A 17069-nucleotide genomic window follows, 5' to 3' on the forward strand; every position below is an offset into this window, starting at 1 on the left:
GCGGACGAGTCGGCCTGTAGGCCGGGTTCTGTCCTTCACTCGCGTGAAGGGGCGACCATCCATCTAGGGCCGGCGTTGCCGCCGGCCTCGAGCGGTCTACCCGCGCGGCTCGGGCGGGCAGCCCTCGAACGTCGCGCGCGGGACGCTCCTCGCGGAGCGTCCCTTCTTGACCTTGCTCCGGGTGGGGTTTACCGAGCCGCCCACGTCACCGTGGGCGCTGGTGGTCTCTTACACCACCGTTTCACCCTTACCCCTCTTGCGAGAGGCGGTCTGTTCTCTGTGGCACTGTCCCGCGGGTCACCCCGGGTCGGCGTTACCGACCACCCTGCCCTGTGGAGCCCGGACCTTCCTCGGCGGGCCCGCAAGGGACCCGACGCGGCCGCCCGGCCGGCTCGTCCGCCGTGCCGCCTAGCTTATCCGCTCCCGGGCGATCTCCGGCCGGGCCGCCGTCCGGCCCGCGTCCGGTGATCGCGTGGGCGGACGCCTCCCGGTCCCGGGCCGACGGGTCCGGTCCGGGGCGCCGCGGCCTGTCGGGGCCGGATCCGGACCTCCCCGGGCGCCGGCCGCGCGCGTGCCCGCTCTCAGCGCAGATGCGAGGTGTCGTTGAACGACTTCACCACGGCCGGCCCGTCGGCGTAGTACTCGACCAGGGACAGGCAGGCCAGGTCGAGGTGCATGCGGTACAGCGCGGCGGGCGGGGCCAGCAGCGCGAGCCGGAGCAGCGTCTTGATCGGCGTCACGTGGGAGACGACGAGGACCGTCCTGCTCTCGTAGCGCTCGACGAGCCCGTCCCGGACCGCCTCGACCCGCCGTGCCGCGGTCTCGAAGCTCTCCCCGCCCGGCGGCGCGGCGGCCGGGTCCGACAGCCACGCCTTGAGCTCGTCCGGCCAGCGGCGCTGGATCTCGGTGAAGGTGTGGCCCTCCCAGTCGCCGAAGTCGACCTCCCGCAGGTCCTCCTCGACGAGCACCTCCAGACCGGTCCTGGCCGCGACGGCCTCGGCGGTGGCCCGCGCCCGCTTGAGCGGGGAGCTGACGATCGCCTGCACGCCGTACGACGGCTGCGAGAGCCTGGCCGCGGCGGCCTCGGCCTGGGCGGCGCCGTTCGCGGTGAGCTCGGGGTCTCCGAGGCCGGAGAACCTGCGCTCGACGGAGAGCGGGGTCTCGCCGTGGCGGAGCAGGATCAGGGTGGTGGCCGCGGTGGTCGGGGGGCGCCAGCCGGTGCCCGGGGCCGTGCCGGTGGCCGGAGCGGTGCCGGTGGCCGGGGCCATGGCCGCGGCCGCCTTCGCCGGAAGGCCGGACGGGACCTCGGAGACGTCGGTCGGATCGAAGAGGGCCCCCTGCGCGGCGGGCGCGGGGGCTCCCGCCCGCCCGGCGTCCGCGGACGCGCCAGGGCCGGAGCGCGGGGAACCGGCGGAGCGTTCCGGGACTCGATCGGCACCGGCGGAGGCTCTCCCGGGGCCGGCGGCTCCCCCCGTCGGAGCGGCTCCTCCCGCCGGGGCGGTCCCCGCCGCGGAGGCGGTCGAGCGCCACGGGAGGCCCTTGGCGGCGGCGTCCATCGCCTCGTTGGCCAGGCGGTCGGCGTCGGTGTTGCGCTCGCGGGGGATCCACTTCCAGGTGACCCGGAGGCGGCGGGCCAGGACCGCGGCCTCCGAGGCGAGCGGGCGCAGGCCCTCGTTCTTGATCTTCCAGCGGCCGGCCATCTGCTCGACGACCAGTTTGGAGTCCATCCGCACCTCGACCGCCGCGCCGTCCCCGGCCAGGTCCAGCAGGGCCCGCAGGCCGGCGATCAGCCCGCGGTACTCGGCGACGTTGTTGGTCGCGGTGCCGATCGCCGCGGCGTCCTCGGCGAGGATCTGGCCGTCGGCGGCGTCCTTGACCACCGCGCCGTAGCCGGCGGGACCGGGGTTGCCCCGGGACCCGCCGTCGGCCTCGACGAGGTAGGACGTCACAGCCCGGACTCGGGGGTGCGGACCAGGATGCGGCGGCACTCCTCGCAGCGGATCACCTCGTCGTGCGGGGCGGCCTTGATGCGGTTGACGTCCGCGATGGACAGGCTCGTCCGGCAGCCCAGGCAGCGGCCGCCCTGGAGCATCGCGGCGCCGACTCCGAACTGCTCGCGGAGCTTCTCGTAGAGGGAGAGCAGGTCGGCGGGGACGTCGGCGGCGACGCCGGAGCGCTTGGTCTTCACCTCGCCGAGCTCCTTGTCGATCTCGGCGAAGGCGGCGTCCCTGCGGTCCTCGGCGGCGGCGCGGGCGGCGGCGAGCTCGTCGCGCTCGGCGGACAGCTTGACGACCTGCCCGTCGGCGGTCTCCCGGCGCTCCATGATCTCGAGCACCACCTCCTCCAGGTCGCCCTGGCGGCGGGTCAGCGAGGCGATCTCCGACTGGAGGCTGGCCAGGTCCTTGGGAGAGGAGACCTGGCCGGAGTCGAGGCGCTTCTGGTCGCGCTCGACGCGGACGCGGACCGAGTCGACGTCGGACTCGGCCTTGGACTGCTCCCTGGCCAGGTCGCCCGCCTCGGTCTCGGCGGCGATCACCTGCGTGGCCAGCCTGGCCACGCGGGCGGCGAGCTCGTCGATCTCGGCCAGTTCCGGCAGGGTGCGGCGGCGGTGGGCCAGCCGGTCGAGGACGGAGTCGACCTCGGCCAGGTCGAGCAGGCGCTTCTGGGATGCCGGGGCTGCTTTCACTTCATTCCTCGCACTCTGCTGTTGTCGTCCATGCGTCCGTGACCGTCTCGGAGACACGTGCCTCAACATTAATCCCCCGCGCCGCCAACCCTGACGTCAGCCGCCGGGCGGCGTCGGCCAGCCAGGGCCATTCGGTGGCCCAGTGGGCCGCGTCGACGAGCGCGGGGCCGCCGGAGGAGGACGACGCCTCGGCGAACTCGCTGGCCGGGTGGTGGCGGAGGTCGGCGGTGAGGAAGACGTCGACTCCGGCGGCGCGGGCCGTGCCCAGGAGGGAGTCGCCCGCTCCCCCGCTCACCGCGACCCGCAGGACCTCCCGGTCGAGGTCTCCGGCGACGCGCAGGCCGCCCGCCGTGCGGGGCAGTCCCCGGGCGGCCCGCCGTACGAAGTCGCGCAGGGGCGTCGGCGCGGGCAGGAAGCCGACGCGGCCGAGTCCGCGGCGGGGGTCGGCGGCGGCGGGGCTCAGCGGGACCAGCGGCCCGGTCAGGCCCACGGCGCGGGCGAGCGCGTCGGAGACGCCGGGGTCGGCGACGTCGGCGTTGGTGTGGGCGGTGTAGAGGGCCACGTCGTTCTTGATCAGCCGGTGGACCAGGCGGCCCTTGAAGGTGGTGGCCGCGACGGTCGTCGTGCCGCGCAGGTAGAGCGGGTGGTGGGTCACGACCAGGTCGGCGCCCCACGCCAGGGCCTCGTCCGCGACGGCGGCGACCGGGTCCACCGCGAACAGGATCTTCCGGACGGGCTGGGCGGGGTCGCCGCAGACGAGCCCGACCGCGTCCCACGACTCCGCCCAGGCGGGGTCGTAGAGGGTCTCGAGCTCGGTGACGGCGTCGGCGAGGGTGGACACGTGCGGCAGACTACCGGCCCCGCCATCGTCGTCGTCTCCGCCCCTGTTTCCGGGCCCGCGGATCGCTTAATGTAAGTGGATCCTGACTCGTGGAGGGCCAGCGTATGAGTCCCACTGTCGCGATCATCGGTGCCGGGTTCGGCGGGCTGTGCATGGCCATCCGGCTGGAGCAGGCGGGCATCCGCTCCTACACGGTCTTCGAGAAGGGCGGCGACGTCGGGGGCACCTGGCGGGACAACACCTATCCGGGGGCGGGCTGCGACATACCCTCGCACCTGTACTCCTTCTCCTTCGAGAAGTACTCCAGCTGGACCCGCCGCTACCCGGGGCAGCCGGAGATCCTCGCCTACCTGGAGTCCTGCGCCGACAAGTACGGCCTGCGCCCGCGCATCCGGCTGGGCGCCGAGGTCACCTCGATCGCCTTCGACGAGTCGCTGGGCCGGTGGCGGGTGCGCACGGCGGACGGCGAGCGGCTCTTCGACGTGGTGGTCTCGGCCGTCGGCCAGCTCAACCGGCCCCGCCTGCCCGACATCCCCGGCATGTCGTCCTTCGCCGGTCCCTCCTTCCACTCCGCCCGCTGGGACCACTCGGCGGACCTGACCGGCAGGCGGGTGGCCGTGATCGGGAGCGGATCGTCGGCGGCCCAGCTGATCCCGCCGGTGGCCGAGGCCGCCGGTCACCTCGACGTCTTCCAGCGCACCCCCAACTGGGTGATCCCCAAGCCGGACGCCGTCTTCGGCCCGGCGGTGCGGGCGGCCTTCCGGTACGTCCCGTTCCTGCAGCGGGCCTATCGCGAGTGGGTCTACCGCTACGCCGAGGCGACCCTGCACAGCGCCCTGGCGGGCGGGTGGAGCACCGGGCTGCTCCGCAGGCGCGCCCTGGAGCACCTGCACGCCCGGATCCCCGACCCGGAGCTGCGGTCCAAGCTCACCCCGGCCTACCCGATCGGCTGCCGGCGGGTGGTCATCGACAGCGCGTTCTACCCGGCGCTGGCCCGGCCCGACGTGGACGTCGTCACCGACCCGATCGTCCGCGTCACGCCCTCGGGGGTGGAGACCGTCGCCGGCCACCGCGAGGCCGACGTGATCGTCTACGCGACGGGGTTCCGGACCACCGACTTCCTCGCGCCGCTCGAGGTCGTCGGCAGGCGGGGCCGCCGCCTGCACGAGGAGTGGAAGGACGGCGCGGAGGCCTACCTGGGCATCGCGGTGCCGCACTTCCCGAACCTGTTCCTGCTGTACGGGCCCAACACCAACCTGGGCCACAACTCGATCGTCTTCATGCTCGAGTGCCAGGTCCGCTACATCATGGGCTGCCTGCCGTACCTCGCGGGCGCGGGGCCGATGGAGGTGCGGCCCGAGGCGATGGACGCCTGGCGGCGGAGGCTGGACCGGGCGATGGGCGACATGGTGTGGCAGGCGGGGTGCACCAGCTGGTACAAGAACGCGGCGGGCCGGGTGGTCAACAACTGGCCGGGGCCGACGACGCTCTACCGGCGCCTGACCCGCGCGCCCCGGCCGGGGGCGTTCCGCTTCGGCGGGTGAGCGCGCCGGGGCGGTAGCGTCGGTGCGCAACCGTCGTTCCCCGAGGAGGAACCCGCCCGTGCCCGCCGACCTCCCCAGCGCTCCGCACCACGACCTGCACCACCGCGCCGTGGTCGCCGACACCCACAACGACCTGCTGATGGCCGTGACGGCCCGGCCGCCGGAGCGCTGGGCGTCGTTCTTCCGGGAGCGCTGGCTGCCCCAGCTCCGCGAGGGCGGGGTGGACCTGCAGGTGCTGCCGGTGTTCGTCGACGACCAGTACCGGCCCGAGGGCGCGCTCCGGCAGACCCTGCGCATGATCGAGTGCGCGCACGCGCTGGCCGAGGGGAACGCCGCCGAGGTACGGCTCTGCACGGACGGCGCCCAGATCGACGAGGCCCTCGCCGAGGGCAGGATCGCCCTGGTCCTGGCGCTGGAGAGCATGCCCGGCCTGGACGCGAGCGTCGAGCTGCTGCCCGCCCTGCACCGGCTGGGCGTGCGGGTCGCCTCGATCGCCCACTGGGGCCGCACTCCGCTGGCGGACGGCAGCGGCGAGGACGCGACCGGGAGCAGGCTGACGGCCGCGGGGGTGGCGGCGGTCCGGGAGATGGAGCGCCTCGGCATGGTCTTCGACGTCTCCCACCTGGGCGCGTCGGGCGTCGAGCACGTGCTCGAGCTGGCCTCCCGGCCGGTGATGGCGACCCACTCGGCGGCCCGCGCCCTGCGGGACCACCACCGCAACCTCACCGACGAGCAGATCCGCGGCGTCGCCGCGACCGGCGGCGTGGTCTGCGTGAACTTCCTGGCGGCGTTCCTGTCGGAGGACGCCGCCGAGTACACCGTGGACCGCCTGGTGGACCACATCGCGTACGTGGCGGGCGTGGCCGGGATCGACCACGTGGGCCTCGGCCCGGACTTCATCCGCGAGGTCATGCACGACGTCACGCCGCCGTGCTGCGAGGACGGCGTCCACGGGCTCGACGTGCTGGCGGCCGTCCCCGGCCTGGCCGGGCCGTCCGGCCTGCCGCTGGTCACCGAGGCCCTGGACCGGCACGGCTTCGCCGAGGAGGAGATTGTCAAGATCCTCGGCGAGAACGTCCTGCGCCTGTTCCGCGCCGAGCTGGGCAGGCCCGTCTGAGCCCGGGGCCGTCCCGGTCCCTCCAGCCGTCCGGCTCCGGGCCCCGGGTCTCGGCGGCCGGCCGCTCCCGGGCCCCCGGCGCGCCGTCCTCGGCCGTCCTCAGCCCTTCCAGACGCCGGTGGCCGCGGCGGCCTCGGCGTAGTCGGTGAAGTCGCGGGGGGCGCGGCCCAGCGCACGCCGGACCCCGTCCCCCAGATGGGCGTTGCGACCGTCGAGGACCTTGCCGAACATGACGGCCAGCACCTCCGCCTCCTCGGCCGGCACGCCGTACTCCACCAGCATGGACGCGTACCCGTCGGCGGAGACCGGGGCGTAGCGGACCTCCCGGCCGGAGGCCTCGGCGATCTCCGCGGCGGCCTCGGCGAAGGTCAGCAGCCGGGGGCCGGTCACCTCGTAGACCCGGCCCGCATGGCCGGGCTCGGTGAGGGCGGCGACCGCCACGTCCGCGATGTCGCCGGCGTCGGCGAACGGCTCGGCGACGTCCCCCGCCGGGAGCGCGATCACACCGCCGAGCACCGGCTCCAGCAGGTGGCCCTCGTCGAAGTTCTGGCAGAACCAGCTCGCGCGCACGATCGTCCACTCGGCGCCCGAGCCTCTGACCGCCTCCTCCGCGCGCCCCGCCTCCTCCTCTCCTCTGCCGGACAGCAGGACCAGGCGGCGGGCTCCGGCGGCCACGGCCCGCCCGGCCAGCGCGCCGACCGCCTCGACCGCCCCGGGCGCCACCAGGTCGGGCTGGTAGGAGATGTACACCGCCCCGGTGTCCCGCAGCGCGGCCTCCCAGGTGTCCGGGTCGTTCCAGTCGAACGGCGGGTTCCCCGACCGGGAGCCGATCCGCACCGGCAGGCCGCGCGCCCGCAGCCCGGCCGCCACCCGCCTCCCGGTCTTGCCGGTGCCGCCGGTGACCAGTGTCGTCTTCTCCGTGCTGTTCTCCGTCATGGGGCAAGTCAATCCCGGCCGGCCGAAGCCTTCCATGGCCGAGGATCTCGCCTCCATGTCCGTACGTCCACGGCGGTCGGACCGCGCAGTACTGCCACTCAGCCAGAAAGTCGTTTTTATCGGTATATCAGCGCCTTCAACCCCTTGATCGTTAACATCGCCGGATGGTCACTCTTTCCGCGGCCCGGCAGACCGGGAGCCGCATGGCCTGGCTCGACGCCCTGCACGGCATCGCCGCCGTGGCGGTGGTCTTCGAGCACGCCTTCAAGTTCCTGCTGCCCGAGGCGCGGCTGCCGGTCAAGACGGTCTTCGAACCAGGCTGGTACGGGGTGCTGGTGTTCTTCCTGGTCAGCGGCTACATCGTGCCGGCGTCGCTGGAGCGGCGAGGCAGTGTCCGGGCCTTCTGGATCTCCCGTCTCCTCCGGCTGTACCCGCTGTTCGGGGTGTGCCTGGCGGGCGTGGGGCTGCTGATGGCGGCCGGGTGGGACGGCCTGCACGTCTGGTGGGGGTCGCGGCCGGTCTCCATGACGGTGGGTCATCTGACGATGCTGCAGAACCTGCTGCACGTACCGAACCTGGTCAATGTGCTGTGGACGCTCTCCTACGAGATGGCCTTCTACCTGCTGGTGACCGCGGTCTACGTCCTCGGCCTGCACCGCGGGAGCACCGCGGGCGCGCTCGGTCTCACCGCGGCGGCCGTGCTGGGCGCGGGCACGCTGCCGGTCGCGCTGCTCTCGACCGGTGGATCGGGCCGGATGCTGGCGGTCGTGCTGGTGGTGACCGCGCTGGTGGCGACGGGGCTGGCGGCGGTGCTCGCGGGTCCGGACCGGGTACGGCGGGCGGGCGCGATCGTCATCGTGGTCACCGTGCTGGCGCTGCTGGCGGTCAACCAGAGCTTCCCCGCCCCCGGACAGGGACTGCTGATCCTGGCCACCATGTTCTCAGGCACCGCCCTGTACCGGGCCGAGCAGGGCCAGATCCCCTGGAGGCGGGCCGGGTGGGTGGCTCTGGTGCCGCTGGCCGGGATCTGGCTGGCACACGGCGAGGCAGGGCTTCAGACGGCGATCGCCGCCGCCTGGTTCACCTTCGCCGGCGGCATGGCGCTGCGGCGCCGCAGAGTGCCGCAGGCCTTGGCCTGGCTGGGACTGGTCAGCTACTCGATCTACCTGCTCCATCCCCTCCTGCTGGAGGGCGTCGAGCGGTTCTGGCCCGAACCGCTGGCCGTACCGCTGGGTGCTCGGCTGGTGGCGCTGGCGGGCGTGCTGGGGCTGCTGCTCGGTATCAGCGCGTTGACCTGGCGGTTCGTGGAGGCTCCCGCGCAGCGGCTGGGCAGGAGCCTCATCGCGCGGGTCCCGGACCGGGCCCCGCGGAGCGGGCGGGGGTGAGGGCCGCCGGGCCCGGCTCCTCCGTCATCCCGGCTTCGGCACGGACGCGGGTCCCAGGCGCCGTTCACCGGGTCGCCGGTGAACGGCGCCACCGGGGCTACCGGTGCTCCAGGTAGTCCTCGCGGACCCGGGAGCGGGAGAGCTTGCCCGTGGGGGTGCGGGGCAGCTCGTCGCGGAACTCGACCACCCGGGGGTGCTTGAAGCGGGCCAGGCGCGGCCCGAGGTGCTCCAGCAGTTCCTCGGCCGAGGGCCGGGGACCGGGCAGGGGCTGGACGAGCGCGACCACGACGTGGCCCCACTCCTCGTCCGGCACCCCGATCACCGCGGCGTCGGCGACCGCCGGATGCTCCAGGATCGCCGCCTCCACCTCGGCCGGGTAGATGTTCACCCCGCCGGAGACGATCAGGTCGGTCCGGCGGTCGCACAGGAACAGGAAGCCGTCGGCGTCCAGGTAGCCGATGTCGCCGGGGGCGTACCAGTCGTCCCGCATGCTGGCGGCGGTCTTGGCGGGGTCCTTGAGGTACTCGAACCGGTTGGTGGCCGACCTGACGTGGATCAGGCCGGGCTCGCCCGGCGGGAGCTCCTCGCCGTCCGGGCCGAGGATCCTCGCCTCGAACGTCGGGGCCGGGCGGCCGACCGTGCCGGGGCGCTCCAGCCAGTCGTACGGCTTGACCGCGAAGGCGATGGCGGACTCGGTGGAGCCGTAGTACTCGTACAGGACCGGGCCCCACCAGTCCATCATCTGCTTCTTGTCGGCCACCGGGCAGGCGGCGCCGGTGTGGACCACCTGCCGGAGCGAGGACACGTCGTACTTCCCGCGGACCTCGGGCGGCAGGCGCAGCATCCGGTGGAACATCGTGGGCACCATCATCGCGTTGGTGACCCGGTGGCGCTCGATCAGCTCCAGGACGGTCACCGGGTCGAACCTCGGCGCGATCACCAGCGTGTGCCCCAGGTGCAGGGCGAACAGGGTGTGCGCGCACGGCGCCGAGTGGTACATCGGCGAGGTGACCAGGTGGATCCCGTCGCCCGGCCGCAGGTCGCAGGTCTCGCCGAGGAACCAGGTGTAGAGCGGGAGGCTCTTCTCCGGCTCGGCGCCGGACAGCGGGCGCCGCACCCCCTTGGGGAACCCGGTGGTGCCCGAGGTGTACCACATGACCGCGCCCGCGGTCCGGTCCCGCGGCGCGGTCTCCGGCTGCCCCTCGGCCAGCGCGGCGGTCCCGCCCGACTCGGGCGTGACCGTGATCCGGGCCTCGCTGTCGGCCAGGATGTAATCGATCTCCTTCTCGGTCAGGTGCCAGTTGACCGGCACGTGGTACAGCCCGATCTGACCGGTGGCCAGGAGCATGACCACCGCGTCGATCCCGTTGGGCAGCACCCCGGCGACCACGTCGCCCGGGCCGAGGCCCCGCGCCCGCAGCCCGTGCGAGACCCGGTTGACGCGGGCGAGCAGCTCGCCGTAGGTGGTGACGGTCCCGTCGGTGTCGATCACGGCCCTGCGCCCGGGGTCGGCCTCGGCGATCCGGTAGAAGCCCGGCAGCCCGCTGATGTCGGTCACGGGTTCCCCTCTCTGTGCGGCTCTACAGCTCCAGCAGGTCGGCGAGGCGGGCGCGGTGGACCCGCGGCGGGCCGAGGAGCACCTCGTCCGCCTTGGCGCGCTTGTAGTACAGGTGGGCGTCGTGCTCCCAGGTGAAGCCGATGCCGCCGTGCAGCAGGAGGCTGCCGGAGGCGACCTCGAAGCAGGCGCGGCCCAGGTACGCCTGGGCCAGCGCGGCGGCCCCGGGCAGTTCGGCGGGGGCCTCGTCGGCGGCCCAGGCGGCGTACCGGACGATCGACTCGGCCTGCTCCAGCGTGCAGTGCATGTCGGCGAGCCGGTGCTTGACGGCCTGGTAGGAGCCGATCACCCGGTTGAAGGCGACCCGGATCCTGCTGTAGGCGACGATGGCCTCCAGCGAGGCCCGCAGCACGCCGAGCTGCTCGGCCGCCACCGCCACGGCGAACAGGTCGCGGGCGCGGGCGATCCCGGCGGCGGAGACGGCCGCCACCTCGCCGCCCGGCTCCACCAGGGCCTGCCGGCGGGTGGGATCGAGGGTCCGCAGCGCTCGCCGCTCGCCGTCGGTGCGGGCGAGCACCCGGTCGCCGTCGATCGTCAGGACCACGTCGGCCTCGGCCCCGTTGAGCGCCCGGTTCCCGTCGAGGACGACGGTCGCGGTGGTCGTCCCGGCGGCGACGCCGGCCAGGATCTCCTTCTCGCCCGTCTCGGTGAGCAGGATCGCGGCCAGCGTGGTGGCCAGGAACGGCCCGGGCAGCAGCGCCGCGCCGGTCTCCTCCAGGACGACCGCCAGCTCGGCGTGCCCGGCGCCGGTCCCGCCGCGCTCCTCGGGCACGGTCAGGCCGGTCAGGCCGAGCTCGCCGGCCAGCCGCCGGTAGACCTCCGGGTCGTGGCCGGGCTCCGACTCCATCGCCCGCCGTACGGCCGGCATGGGTGAGGCGGCGGCGAGGAAGGAGCAGACGGCGTCGCGCAGCTCGCGCTGCTCCGGGGTGGGCACGAGTCTCATCGGGGGGCCTCTCCGCTCGTCCTGAGCTCCTTGAACGGCACGTTCTTGTCCGTGCGCGGTTCGGGGGGCAGGTTCAGCACGCGCTCGCTCACGATGTTGCGCATGATCTCGTTGGTGCCGCCGCCGAGGGCCATCGCGGGCGCGAGCGAGACGGCGTGGGCCAGCCCGCCGTCCCCTCCGGCCGTCCCGCCGTCTCCTCCGGCCCCGTCCCCGGTCCCGACCCCGGGTCCCTCCCCGTTCCCGGTCCCGCCCGGGGATGCGTCCCCGGGCCCGTCCTCGATCCAGGCGACGGCCTCCGGCCCGGCCAGCGAGGTGGCCAGGTCGGCCTGGAACATGGTCAGCTCGGCCAGCAGCAACTTGGCCGCGCTGCCCCGGGCGCCGGGGAAGATCCCGGCCTTCGTCTCCTGGGCGAGCCGCTGATTGAACAGGGCCAGGGCGCGGGAGCGGATGTGCAGCTCGACGAGCCGGTCGCGGACCACGGGGTCGGCGGTGTCGGCGGTGCGGCGCAGCGCCTCGAAGGCGACCGGGTTGTCCTTCTGCCCGCCCATGCCGACGCCGCCGGCGATCGACAGGCGTTCGTGGAGCAGGGTGGTGACGGCGCAGTTCCAGCCGTCGCCGACGCGGCCGACCACGTTCTCCGCGGGGATGTGCACGCCGTCGAAGAAGATCTCGTTGAAGTGGGCGCGGCCGGTCATGTCGCGCAGCGGCCGGACGGTGACGCCGGGGGCGTGCATGTCCACGATGAACATGGTCAGGCCCTTGTGCTTGGGCACGTCCGGGTCGGTGCGGGCGAGCAGCAGGCCCCAGTCGGCGTGCTGGGCGACCGAGGTCCAGACCTTCTGCCCGTCGACCACCCAGCCGCCGTCGGTGGCCGCGGCCCTGGTCTGCAGGGCGGCGACGTCGCTGCCCGCGGCGGGCTCGGAGAACAGCTGGCACCAGATCTCCTCGCCGCGCAGCAGCGGCCGCAGGTGGCGGCGGCGCTGGGCGTCGGTACCCAGGTCGACGAGGGTCGGCCCGCACATGCCGAGGCCGATGGAGAAGACGTAGGTCGGCAGGGTGAAGGCGGCGGCCTCGGCGGCGAAGGCGCGTTCCTCGGCCTGGGTGAGGCCCTGCCCGCCCCACTCGGCCGGCCAGGTGATGCCCGAGTAGCCCGCGTCGTACAGCTTCGCCATGAACTCCTTGGCGGCGGCGACCCCGCCGGGGTCGGAGGCGCCCCCCGCCCGGCCGTCCGGGCCGTCCTGGGCGTTGGCCTCCAGCCAGGTCCTGGCCCGCCGCCGGTACTCCTCGAGATCCATGTCCACTCCAATCAGTGCCCACTTACTCTAACGAGCGGCGGCGCGGCCGTACAGAGCATTGCTCTACACCGGACCCGGAGATGATCTTTGCCCCTTCTTGGCCATGTATCGCCAGGTAATGGCAATTAATCCGCCTGGTGGGGTCGTCTGGGTTCGGGGGGAAGGTCGGTGTGATCACACGTCACTCGTGGTCCGTCCGAACCCGGCTGACGCTGATCGCCGTCGCCACCGCCGCCCTGTCCGGCCTCGTCATCACCACGGTCGCCACGCTCGCCCTCTACGACCTGGCCCGCGACTACCAGACCAACCAGGTGGCCGGCGCCGCCCTGGAGGTCGTCCACCTCGCCCAGCGGGGACGGCTGCCCGCCGTGCTGGAGCACGGCAACGGGGTCGGCAGCCAGGTGCTGGACTCCTCCGGGCGGGTCGTCGCGGCCACCCCCGACCTGGCCGGCGCGCCCCCGGTCGCGGACTTCCGGCCCGGCGGGGACGACGTCATGGCCGGCCGCGAGCTGTGCGACCCGCCCCGGATGCCCGGGGAGTGCGTGATCGCCGTGGCCTTCCGCATCGACCGGCCGGGCGGCGACTGGCTCGTCTACTCCCTCGGCGCGATGATCCCCTGGTACGTGCACTCGGGGCTGTTCGCCTTCCTCGTCACCGTCTCCCTGCTCATCGTGGTGCTGGCCGGGGCCGGCACCTACCGCACGGTGACCGGGGCGCTGAACCCGGTGAACGCGATCACCGGCGAGCTCGCGGAGATCACCGCGACCGACGTGGGGCGCCGGGTCCCGGTGCCGCGCGCCGAGGACGAGATCAGGCAGCTGGCCGAGACCATCAACCAGACCCTCGACCGGCTGGAGGAGGCGGTCGAGCAGCAGCGCCGGTTCGCCTCCGACGCCTCCCACGACCTGCGCAGCCCGCTCACCGCGATGCGCACCCAGGTGGAGGAGGCCCTGCAGTATCCCGAGGACGTCGACTGGACCGCCAAGGCGCAGGCGATGCTCGCCAGCCTGGACCGGCTCCAGGCGATCGTCGCCGACCTGCTGACGCTGGCCAGGCTCGACTCCGGCACGCCCGCCGCCGAGGAGGCCGTCGACCTGGGCGAGCTGGCCGGCGGCGAGCTGGACCGCCGGCCGCGCCGGGTCGAGGTGGTCAGGAGGCTGGAGCCGGGCGTGCGGGTGACCGGCGACCCGCTCCGGCTCTCCCGGCTGCTCACCAACCTGATGGACAACGCCGAGCGGCACGCCGTCTCCGCCGTCACGGTGACCGTGGCCGCGCGCGGGGACACCGCCGTCCTGGAGGTGCTCGACGACGGCGCCGGGATCGCCCCCGAGCAGCGGGAGGTGGTCTTCCGCCGGTTCACCCGGCTGGACGCCGCCCGCAGCAGGGACGCCGGGGGCACCGGCCTGGGGCTCTCCATCGCCAGGGAGATCGCCGCGTCCCACGGCGGGACCCTGCGGATCGAGGACAGCCCGAAGGGTGCCCGGTTCGTCCTGCGCCTGCCGGTGGCGCGCCCGTGACCCGCCGGCCCGGAGGGCGTCCGGTCCGCCCCGCGCCCGGCGGCGGGCCCGCCGACGCGCCCGCCGCTGGGCGGCGGCCGGGTGCCACCACCAGGAGCATCGCCGCGGCGATCAGCCCGCCGCCGAGCAGGACGCTCCCGGTGAGCGCCTCGCCGTAGGCGACGGCGGCCAGGGCGGTCACCCAGAGCGGCTGCGACGACAGGATCACCGCGGCGGGCACCGGCGGGACGTGGGCCTGGCCGAAGGAGCGGGCCAGGAAGCCGAGCGCGCAGGCCACGATCGACAGGTGGCCCAGGATCGCCCAGTCCTCGGGGGTCCGGGGCAGGGTCAGGCCGTCCGGGGCGGCGAGCACGCCGGTCATCGCGGCGATGACGCCGAGCTGGATCACGGTGACCGCGTAGACGTCCCGCCGCGCCCGGCCGGAGGCGCCGAGGACCAGCGTGTGCGCGGAGTACAGCACCGCGGCCAGCAGGGTGACGCCCAGCGCGGGCAGGGAGACGTCCTGCCCGGGGGTCCCGCGCAGGAGGGTGAAGGAGACCAGCGCGACCGCCGCCAGGGCCACCGCCCCCCACGTCCGCCGCGACAGGCGGGTGCCCAGCACCGCCAGGCCGAGGATCGGGGTGATCACCACGTAGGAGCCGACCGTGAACCCGGAGACGGGTGAGGACAGGTCGTGCAGCGCCACCGCCTGGGCGGTCTGCCCCACCCCGAACAGCAGGCCGAGCAGGATCCCGGTGGGCCAGGTGCCCTCGGGCAGCCCGCGCAGGCAGCCGGGGCGGAGCGCGAGCAGCGCCAGCGTGGCCAGGCCGTACCGCTCGGCCAGCAGGTCGGCCACCGGCATCCGGGCGATGAGGTCCTTCATCAGCGGGAAGGCCGACCCCCAGGCCGCGCTGACGAACAACAGGAGGGCGGCGCCCAGGAGGGGCCGGGGCACTGACGACACCGGTGCTGCCATACGGGAAGGGTGGCATCACCGTGAGCCGCCGGAAGGCGGCCTTCGGTCGTGGAGGGTGGGCTGAATACAACCCTGAGGGAGGACGCACCTCCCGCGGGCGACAGACGCCACTCCGGGGTGACGAAAAGGACCCTCCGTTCTGAAAGACCTCAGTTTTCCGGACTTTCCGCCTTATTGGATTCTTCGTACAATACGGTGCAGGAGATCCGAGAGGGAGGACCGCATGACAGCGACTCCGCGCACCACCGCCGATCAGGAGCACGACCGGGCGGTCACGGAGAGGCGCGCCTACGAGGCGGTCATCGAGCGCCTCTCCAAGGCGTCGGTCGACAAGCACTGGGAGCCCTACGTCGACATCCCCTGGGACGATCCCGACTTCCTGGTCCGCCAGGACGACCCCCGCTGGGAGCTGCCCGGAGTCGACCGGCTGGGCGGCTCCGCGTGGTACCGCGCGCAGCCGCCCGAGGTCCGCGCGAAGATCGGGCTGTGGCGGGTGGCGACCGCCATGAAGATCGGCCTGCAGTTCGAGAACCTGCTCAAACGCGGCCTGCTCAACTACGCCTACCGGCTGCCGAACGGCTCCCCCGAGTTCCGCTACGTCTACCACGAGACGATCGAGGAGGGGCACCACGGGATGATGTTCCAGGAGTTCGTCAACCGGACGGGACTCCCGATCCGCGGCATGCCCGGCCCGCTCAGCCTGCTCTCCCAGATCACGCCCTGGATCCCGCTGGTCTCCACCGAGCTGTTCTTCGTCTTCGTGCTCGGCGGCGAGGACCCCATCGACCACGTGCAGCGCAAGGCGCTGCGGGAGGGGCAGATCAAGCACCCGCTGGAGGAGGTCATCATGCGGATCCACATCGCGGAGGAGGCCCGGCACATCTCCTTCGCCCGGCACTACCTGCGCCGCCGGGTCCCCCGCCTGCCCCGCCTCCACCGCCTCCTGCTGGGCCTGGTCTCCCCCGTCGTGCTGGGCGTCATGGCTCGCATCATGCTCTCGCCGCCCGGATCGATGATCAGGGCGTTCCGCATCCCGGACGACGTCGTCCGGGAGGTCTACACCGACGACCCGCACATGGCGCAGGAGATCCGCGACTCGGTCTCCCGGACCCGTGAACTCTGCACCGAGCTGGGCATGATGAACCGGGTCCAGCGGAGGGTCTGGAAGGCCATGGGGATCTACGACGAGCCCGCGCGGAAGGCGGCCGCATGATCGAGCGAGACGGCGAACCGGGCGGCGAACCGGGCGGAGGGCGCGGCGGGGGGCCTGCCGGGGAGCCGCGCACGGGCGCTCCCGGAGGGCGCGGCGTCCCGGCCCGCCGGGGCCGCAGGACCGCGATCGTGACCGGAGGCGCGTCCGGCATCGGCCGGGCCCTCTGCCGGGAACTGGCCCGGCGCGGCCTGCACGTCGTGTCCGCCGACCTGGACGGCGAGGGCGCCGCGCGCACCGCCGAGGAGTTCGGCTGCGCGGGCGCCGCGGTCGACGTCACCGACCCGGAGGCGGTGCGCGCGCTCGTCCGGGGGGTGCGGGACGAGCACGGACGGCTCGACTTCGTCTTCAACAACGCGGGCATCGCGGTCGGCGGCACCACCGACGAGCTCACCCTCGACCACTGGAACCGTACGATCGACGTGAACCTGCGCGGCGTGGTCCACGGCGTGCACGCCGCCTACCCGATCATGATCGAGCAGGGCTTCGGGCACATCGTGAACACCGCCTCGCTGGCCGGGCTGACCCCCGCCCCGCTGATGCTCCCCTACACCGCGACCAAGCACGCCGTGGTCGGGCTCTCACTGGCGCTGCGGGCCGAGGCCAGGGCGCACGGTGTGCGGGTGAGCGTGGTCTGCCCGGGCTTCACCGACACCCCGCTGCTCGACCACGCCAACCCGGGCCTGCCGCAGACCGCCACGAGCGCGGGCGCCCGCCTGGCCGCGGTCCGGGCGCAGGGGCGGCTCTACTCCGTCGACGCCCTGGCCGGCGACGTCATGCGGGGCGTCGCCCGGAACAAGGCCCTCATCGTGGCCCCGGCCTCGAGCCGGCTGCTCTGGCGCGGGGTACGGCTCTCGCCCGCGGCCGCGGTCCGGGTGATCTCCCTGGCCGCCCGGCGGCTGCGCGGCTGACCGGCCGCGGTCCGGGTGATCTCCCTGGCCGCCCGGCGGCTGCGCGGCTGACCGGCCGCGGGCCGCGCGGCCGGACCGCCACACGGAGACCGTGCACGAGAAGGCGGTGTGCGC

General features: G+C 74.0%; 13 protein-coding genes, 1 other RNA gene and 1 pseudogene. 6 read left to right on the plus strand and 9 right to left on the minus strand.

Translation table 11 applies throughout. From position 1 onward, the window contains the following. Window position 1: 1 nt before the first annotated feature. The 4 genes from rnpB to IEZ07_RS11230 form a co-directional block, all read right to left on the minus strand. An RNA gene (rnpB, locus tag IEZ07_RS11215) (RNase P RNA component class A) lies at window positions 2–395 on the minus strand. Window positions 396–581: 186 nt separating this feature from the next. Beyond that, window positions 582–1949 (minus strand): bifunctional RNase H/acid phosphatase, encoded by a 1368-nt coding sequence (locus IEZ07_RS11220; protein ID WP_191894696.1) that lies wholly within the window; start codon window positions 1947–1949, stop codon window positions 582–584. Beyond that, window positions 1946–2686, minus strand: coding sequence for a zinc ribbon domain-containing protein (locus IEZ07_RS11225; protein ID WP_191894697.1), 741 nt, complete (start codon window positions 2684–2686; stop codon window positions 1946–1948). The genes IEZ07_RS11220 and IEZ07_RS11225 overlap by 4 nt, the downstream gene beginning before the upstream one ends. 1 nt (window position 2687) lies before the next feature. Continuing rightward, entirely contained in the window at window positions 2688–3527 is an 840-nt protein-coding gene (locus tag IEZ07_RS11230; protein ID WP_191894698.1) for a Nif3-like dinuclear metal center hexameric protein, read from the minus strand. A 104-nt stretch (window positions 3528–3631) separates the two neighbouring features. On the opposite strand from IEZ07_RS11230, the gene IEZ07_RS11235 reads away from it, so the two are divergent. Both IEZ07_RS11235 and IEZ07_RS11240 read left to right on the plus strand, forming a co-directional pair. Then, on the plus strand, window positions 3632–5071 hold the full coding sequence (locus IEZ07_RS11235; protein WP_191894699.1) for a flavin-containing monooxygenase: 1440 nt from the start codon (window positions 3632–3634) through the stop codon (window positions 5069–5071). A 58-nt stretch (window positions 5072–5129) separates the two neighbouring features. Continuing rightward, the gene (locus IEZ07_RS11240; protein WP_239319841.1) at window positions 5130–6188 is read left to right on the plus strand and encodes a dipeptidase; all 1059 of its coding nucleotides are present in this window, start codon (window positions 5130–5132) and stop codon (window positions 6186–6188) included. 99 nt (window positions 6189–6287) lie between these two features. Here the strand turns inward: IEZ07_RS11240 and IEZ07_RS11245 are convergent, their stop codons facing one another. Then, window positions 6288–7124 (minus strand): Rossmann-fold NAD(P)-binding domain-containing protein, encoded by an 837-nt coding sequence (locus IEZ07_RS11245; protein ID WP_191894700.1) that lies wholly within the window; start codon window positions 7122–7124, stop codon window positions 6288–6290. Between the two features lie 164 nt (window positions 7125–7288). On the opposite strand from IEZ07_RS11245, the gene IEZ07_RS11250 reads away from it, so the two are divergent. Beyond that, on the plus strand, window positions 7289–8509 hold the full coding sequence (locus tag IEZ07_RS11250) for an acyltransferase family protein (RefSeq protein WP_191894701.1): 1221 nt from the start codon (window positions 7289–7291) through the stop codon (window positions 8507–8509). A gap of 97 nt (window positions 8510–8606) precedes the next feature. On the opposite strand, the gene IEZ07_RS11255 is transcribed toward IEZ07_RS11250, so the two are convergent. The 3 genes from IEZ07_RS11255 to IEZ07_RS11265 are packed head-to-tail and all read right to left on the minus strand — an operon-like array spanning window position 8607 to window position 12362. Then, window positions 8607–10067 (minus strand): AMP-binding protein, encoded by a 1461-nt coding sequence (locus IEZ07_RS11255; protein ID WP_191894702.1) that lies wholly within the window; start codon window positions 10065–10067, stop codon window positions 8607–8609. A 22-nt stretch (window positions 10068–10089) separates the two neighbouring features. Further along, window positions 10090–11067, minus strand: coding sequence for an acyl-CoA dehydrogenase family protein (locus IEZ07_RS11260; protein WP_191894703.1), 978 nt, complete (start codon window positions 11065–11067; stop codon window positions 10090–10092). Beyond that, entirely contained in the window at window positions 11064–12362 is a 1299-nt protein-coding gene (locus IEZ07_RS11265; protein WP_191894704.1) for an acyl-CoA dehydrogenase family protein, read from the minus strand. Before IEZ07_RS11265 ends, IEZ07_RS11260 begins: the two co-directional genes overlap by 4 nt. A gap of 170 nt (window positions 12363–12532) precedes the next feature. Between IEZ07_RS11265 and IEZ07_RS35610 the strand changes: the two genes are divergently transcribed. Further along, window positions 12533–13879 carry a sensor histidine kinase gene (locus IEZ07_RS35610; RefSeq protein WP_239319839.1) on the plus strand — a complete coding sequence of 449 codons (1347 nt, stop codon included), beginning with the start codon at window positions 12533–12535 and terminating at the stop codon, window positions 13877–13879. 97 nt (window positions 13880–13976) lie between these two features. Here the strand turns inward: IEZ07_RS35610 and IEZ07_RS11270 are convergent. Further along, window positions 13977–14834: pseudogene (locus tag IEZ07_RS11270) on the minus strand (DMT family transporter); the annotation flags it as partial. Between the two features lie 223 nt (window positions 14835–15057). Here IEZ07_RS11270 and IEZ07_RS11275 point away from each other — a divergent pair. Then, window positions 15058–16047, plus strand: a complete 990-nt coding sequence (locus tag IEZ07_RS11275) for an AurF N-oxygenase family protein (protein ID WP_191894706.1) — start codon at window positions 15058–15060, stop codon at window positions 16045–16047. Then, window positions 16044–16955 (plus strand): SDR family NAD(P)-dependent oxidoreductase, encoded by a 912-nt coding sequence (locus IEZ07_RS11280; protein ID WP_191894707.1) that lies wholly within the window; start codon window positions 16044–16046, stop codon window positions 16953–16955. The genes IEZ07_RS11275 and IEZ07_RS11280 overlap by 4 nt, the downstream gene beginning before the upstream one ends. The last annotated feature ends 114 nt before the right edge of the window (window positions 16956–17069 follow it).

Origin of the sequence: Planomonospora parontospora (assembly GCA_014647935.1) — a bacterium.
GTDB lineage: Bacteria > Actinomycetota > Actinomycetes > Streptosporangiales > Streptosporangiaceae > Planomonospora > Planomonospora parontospora.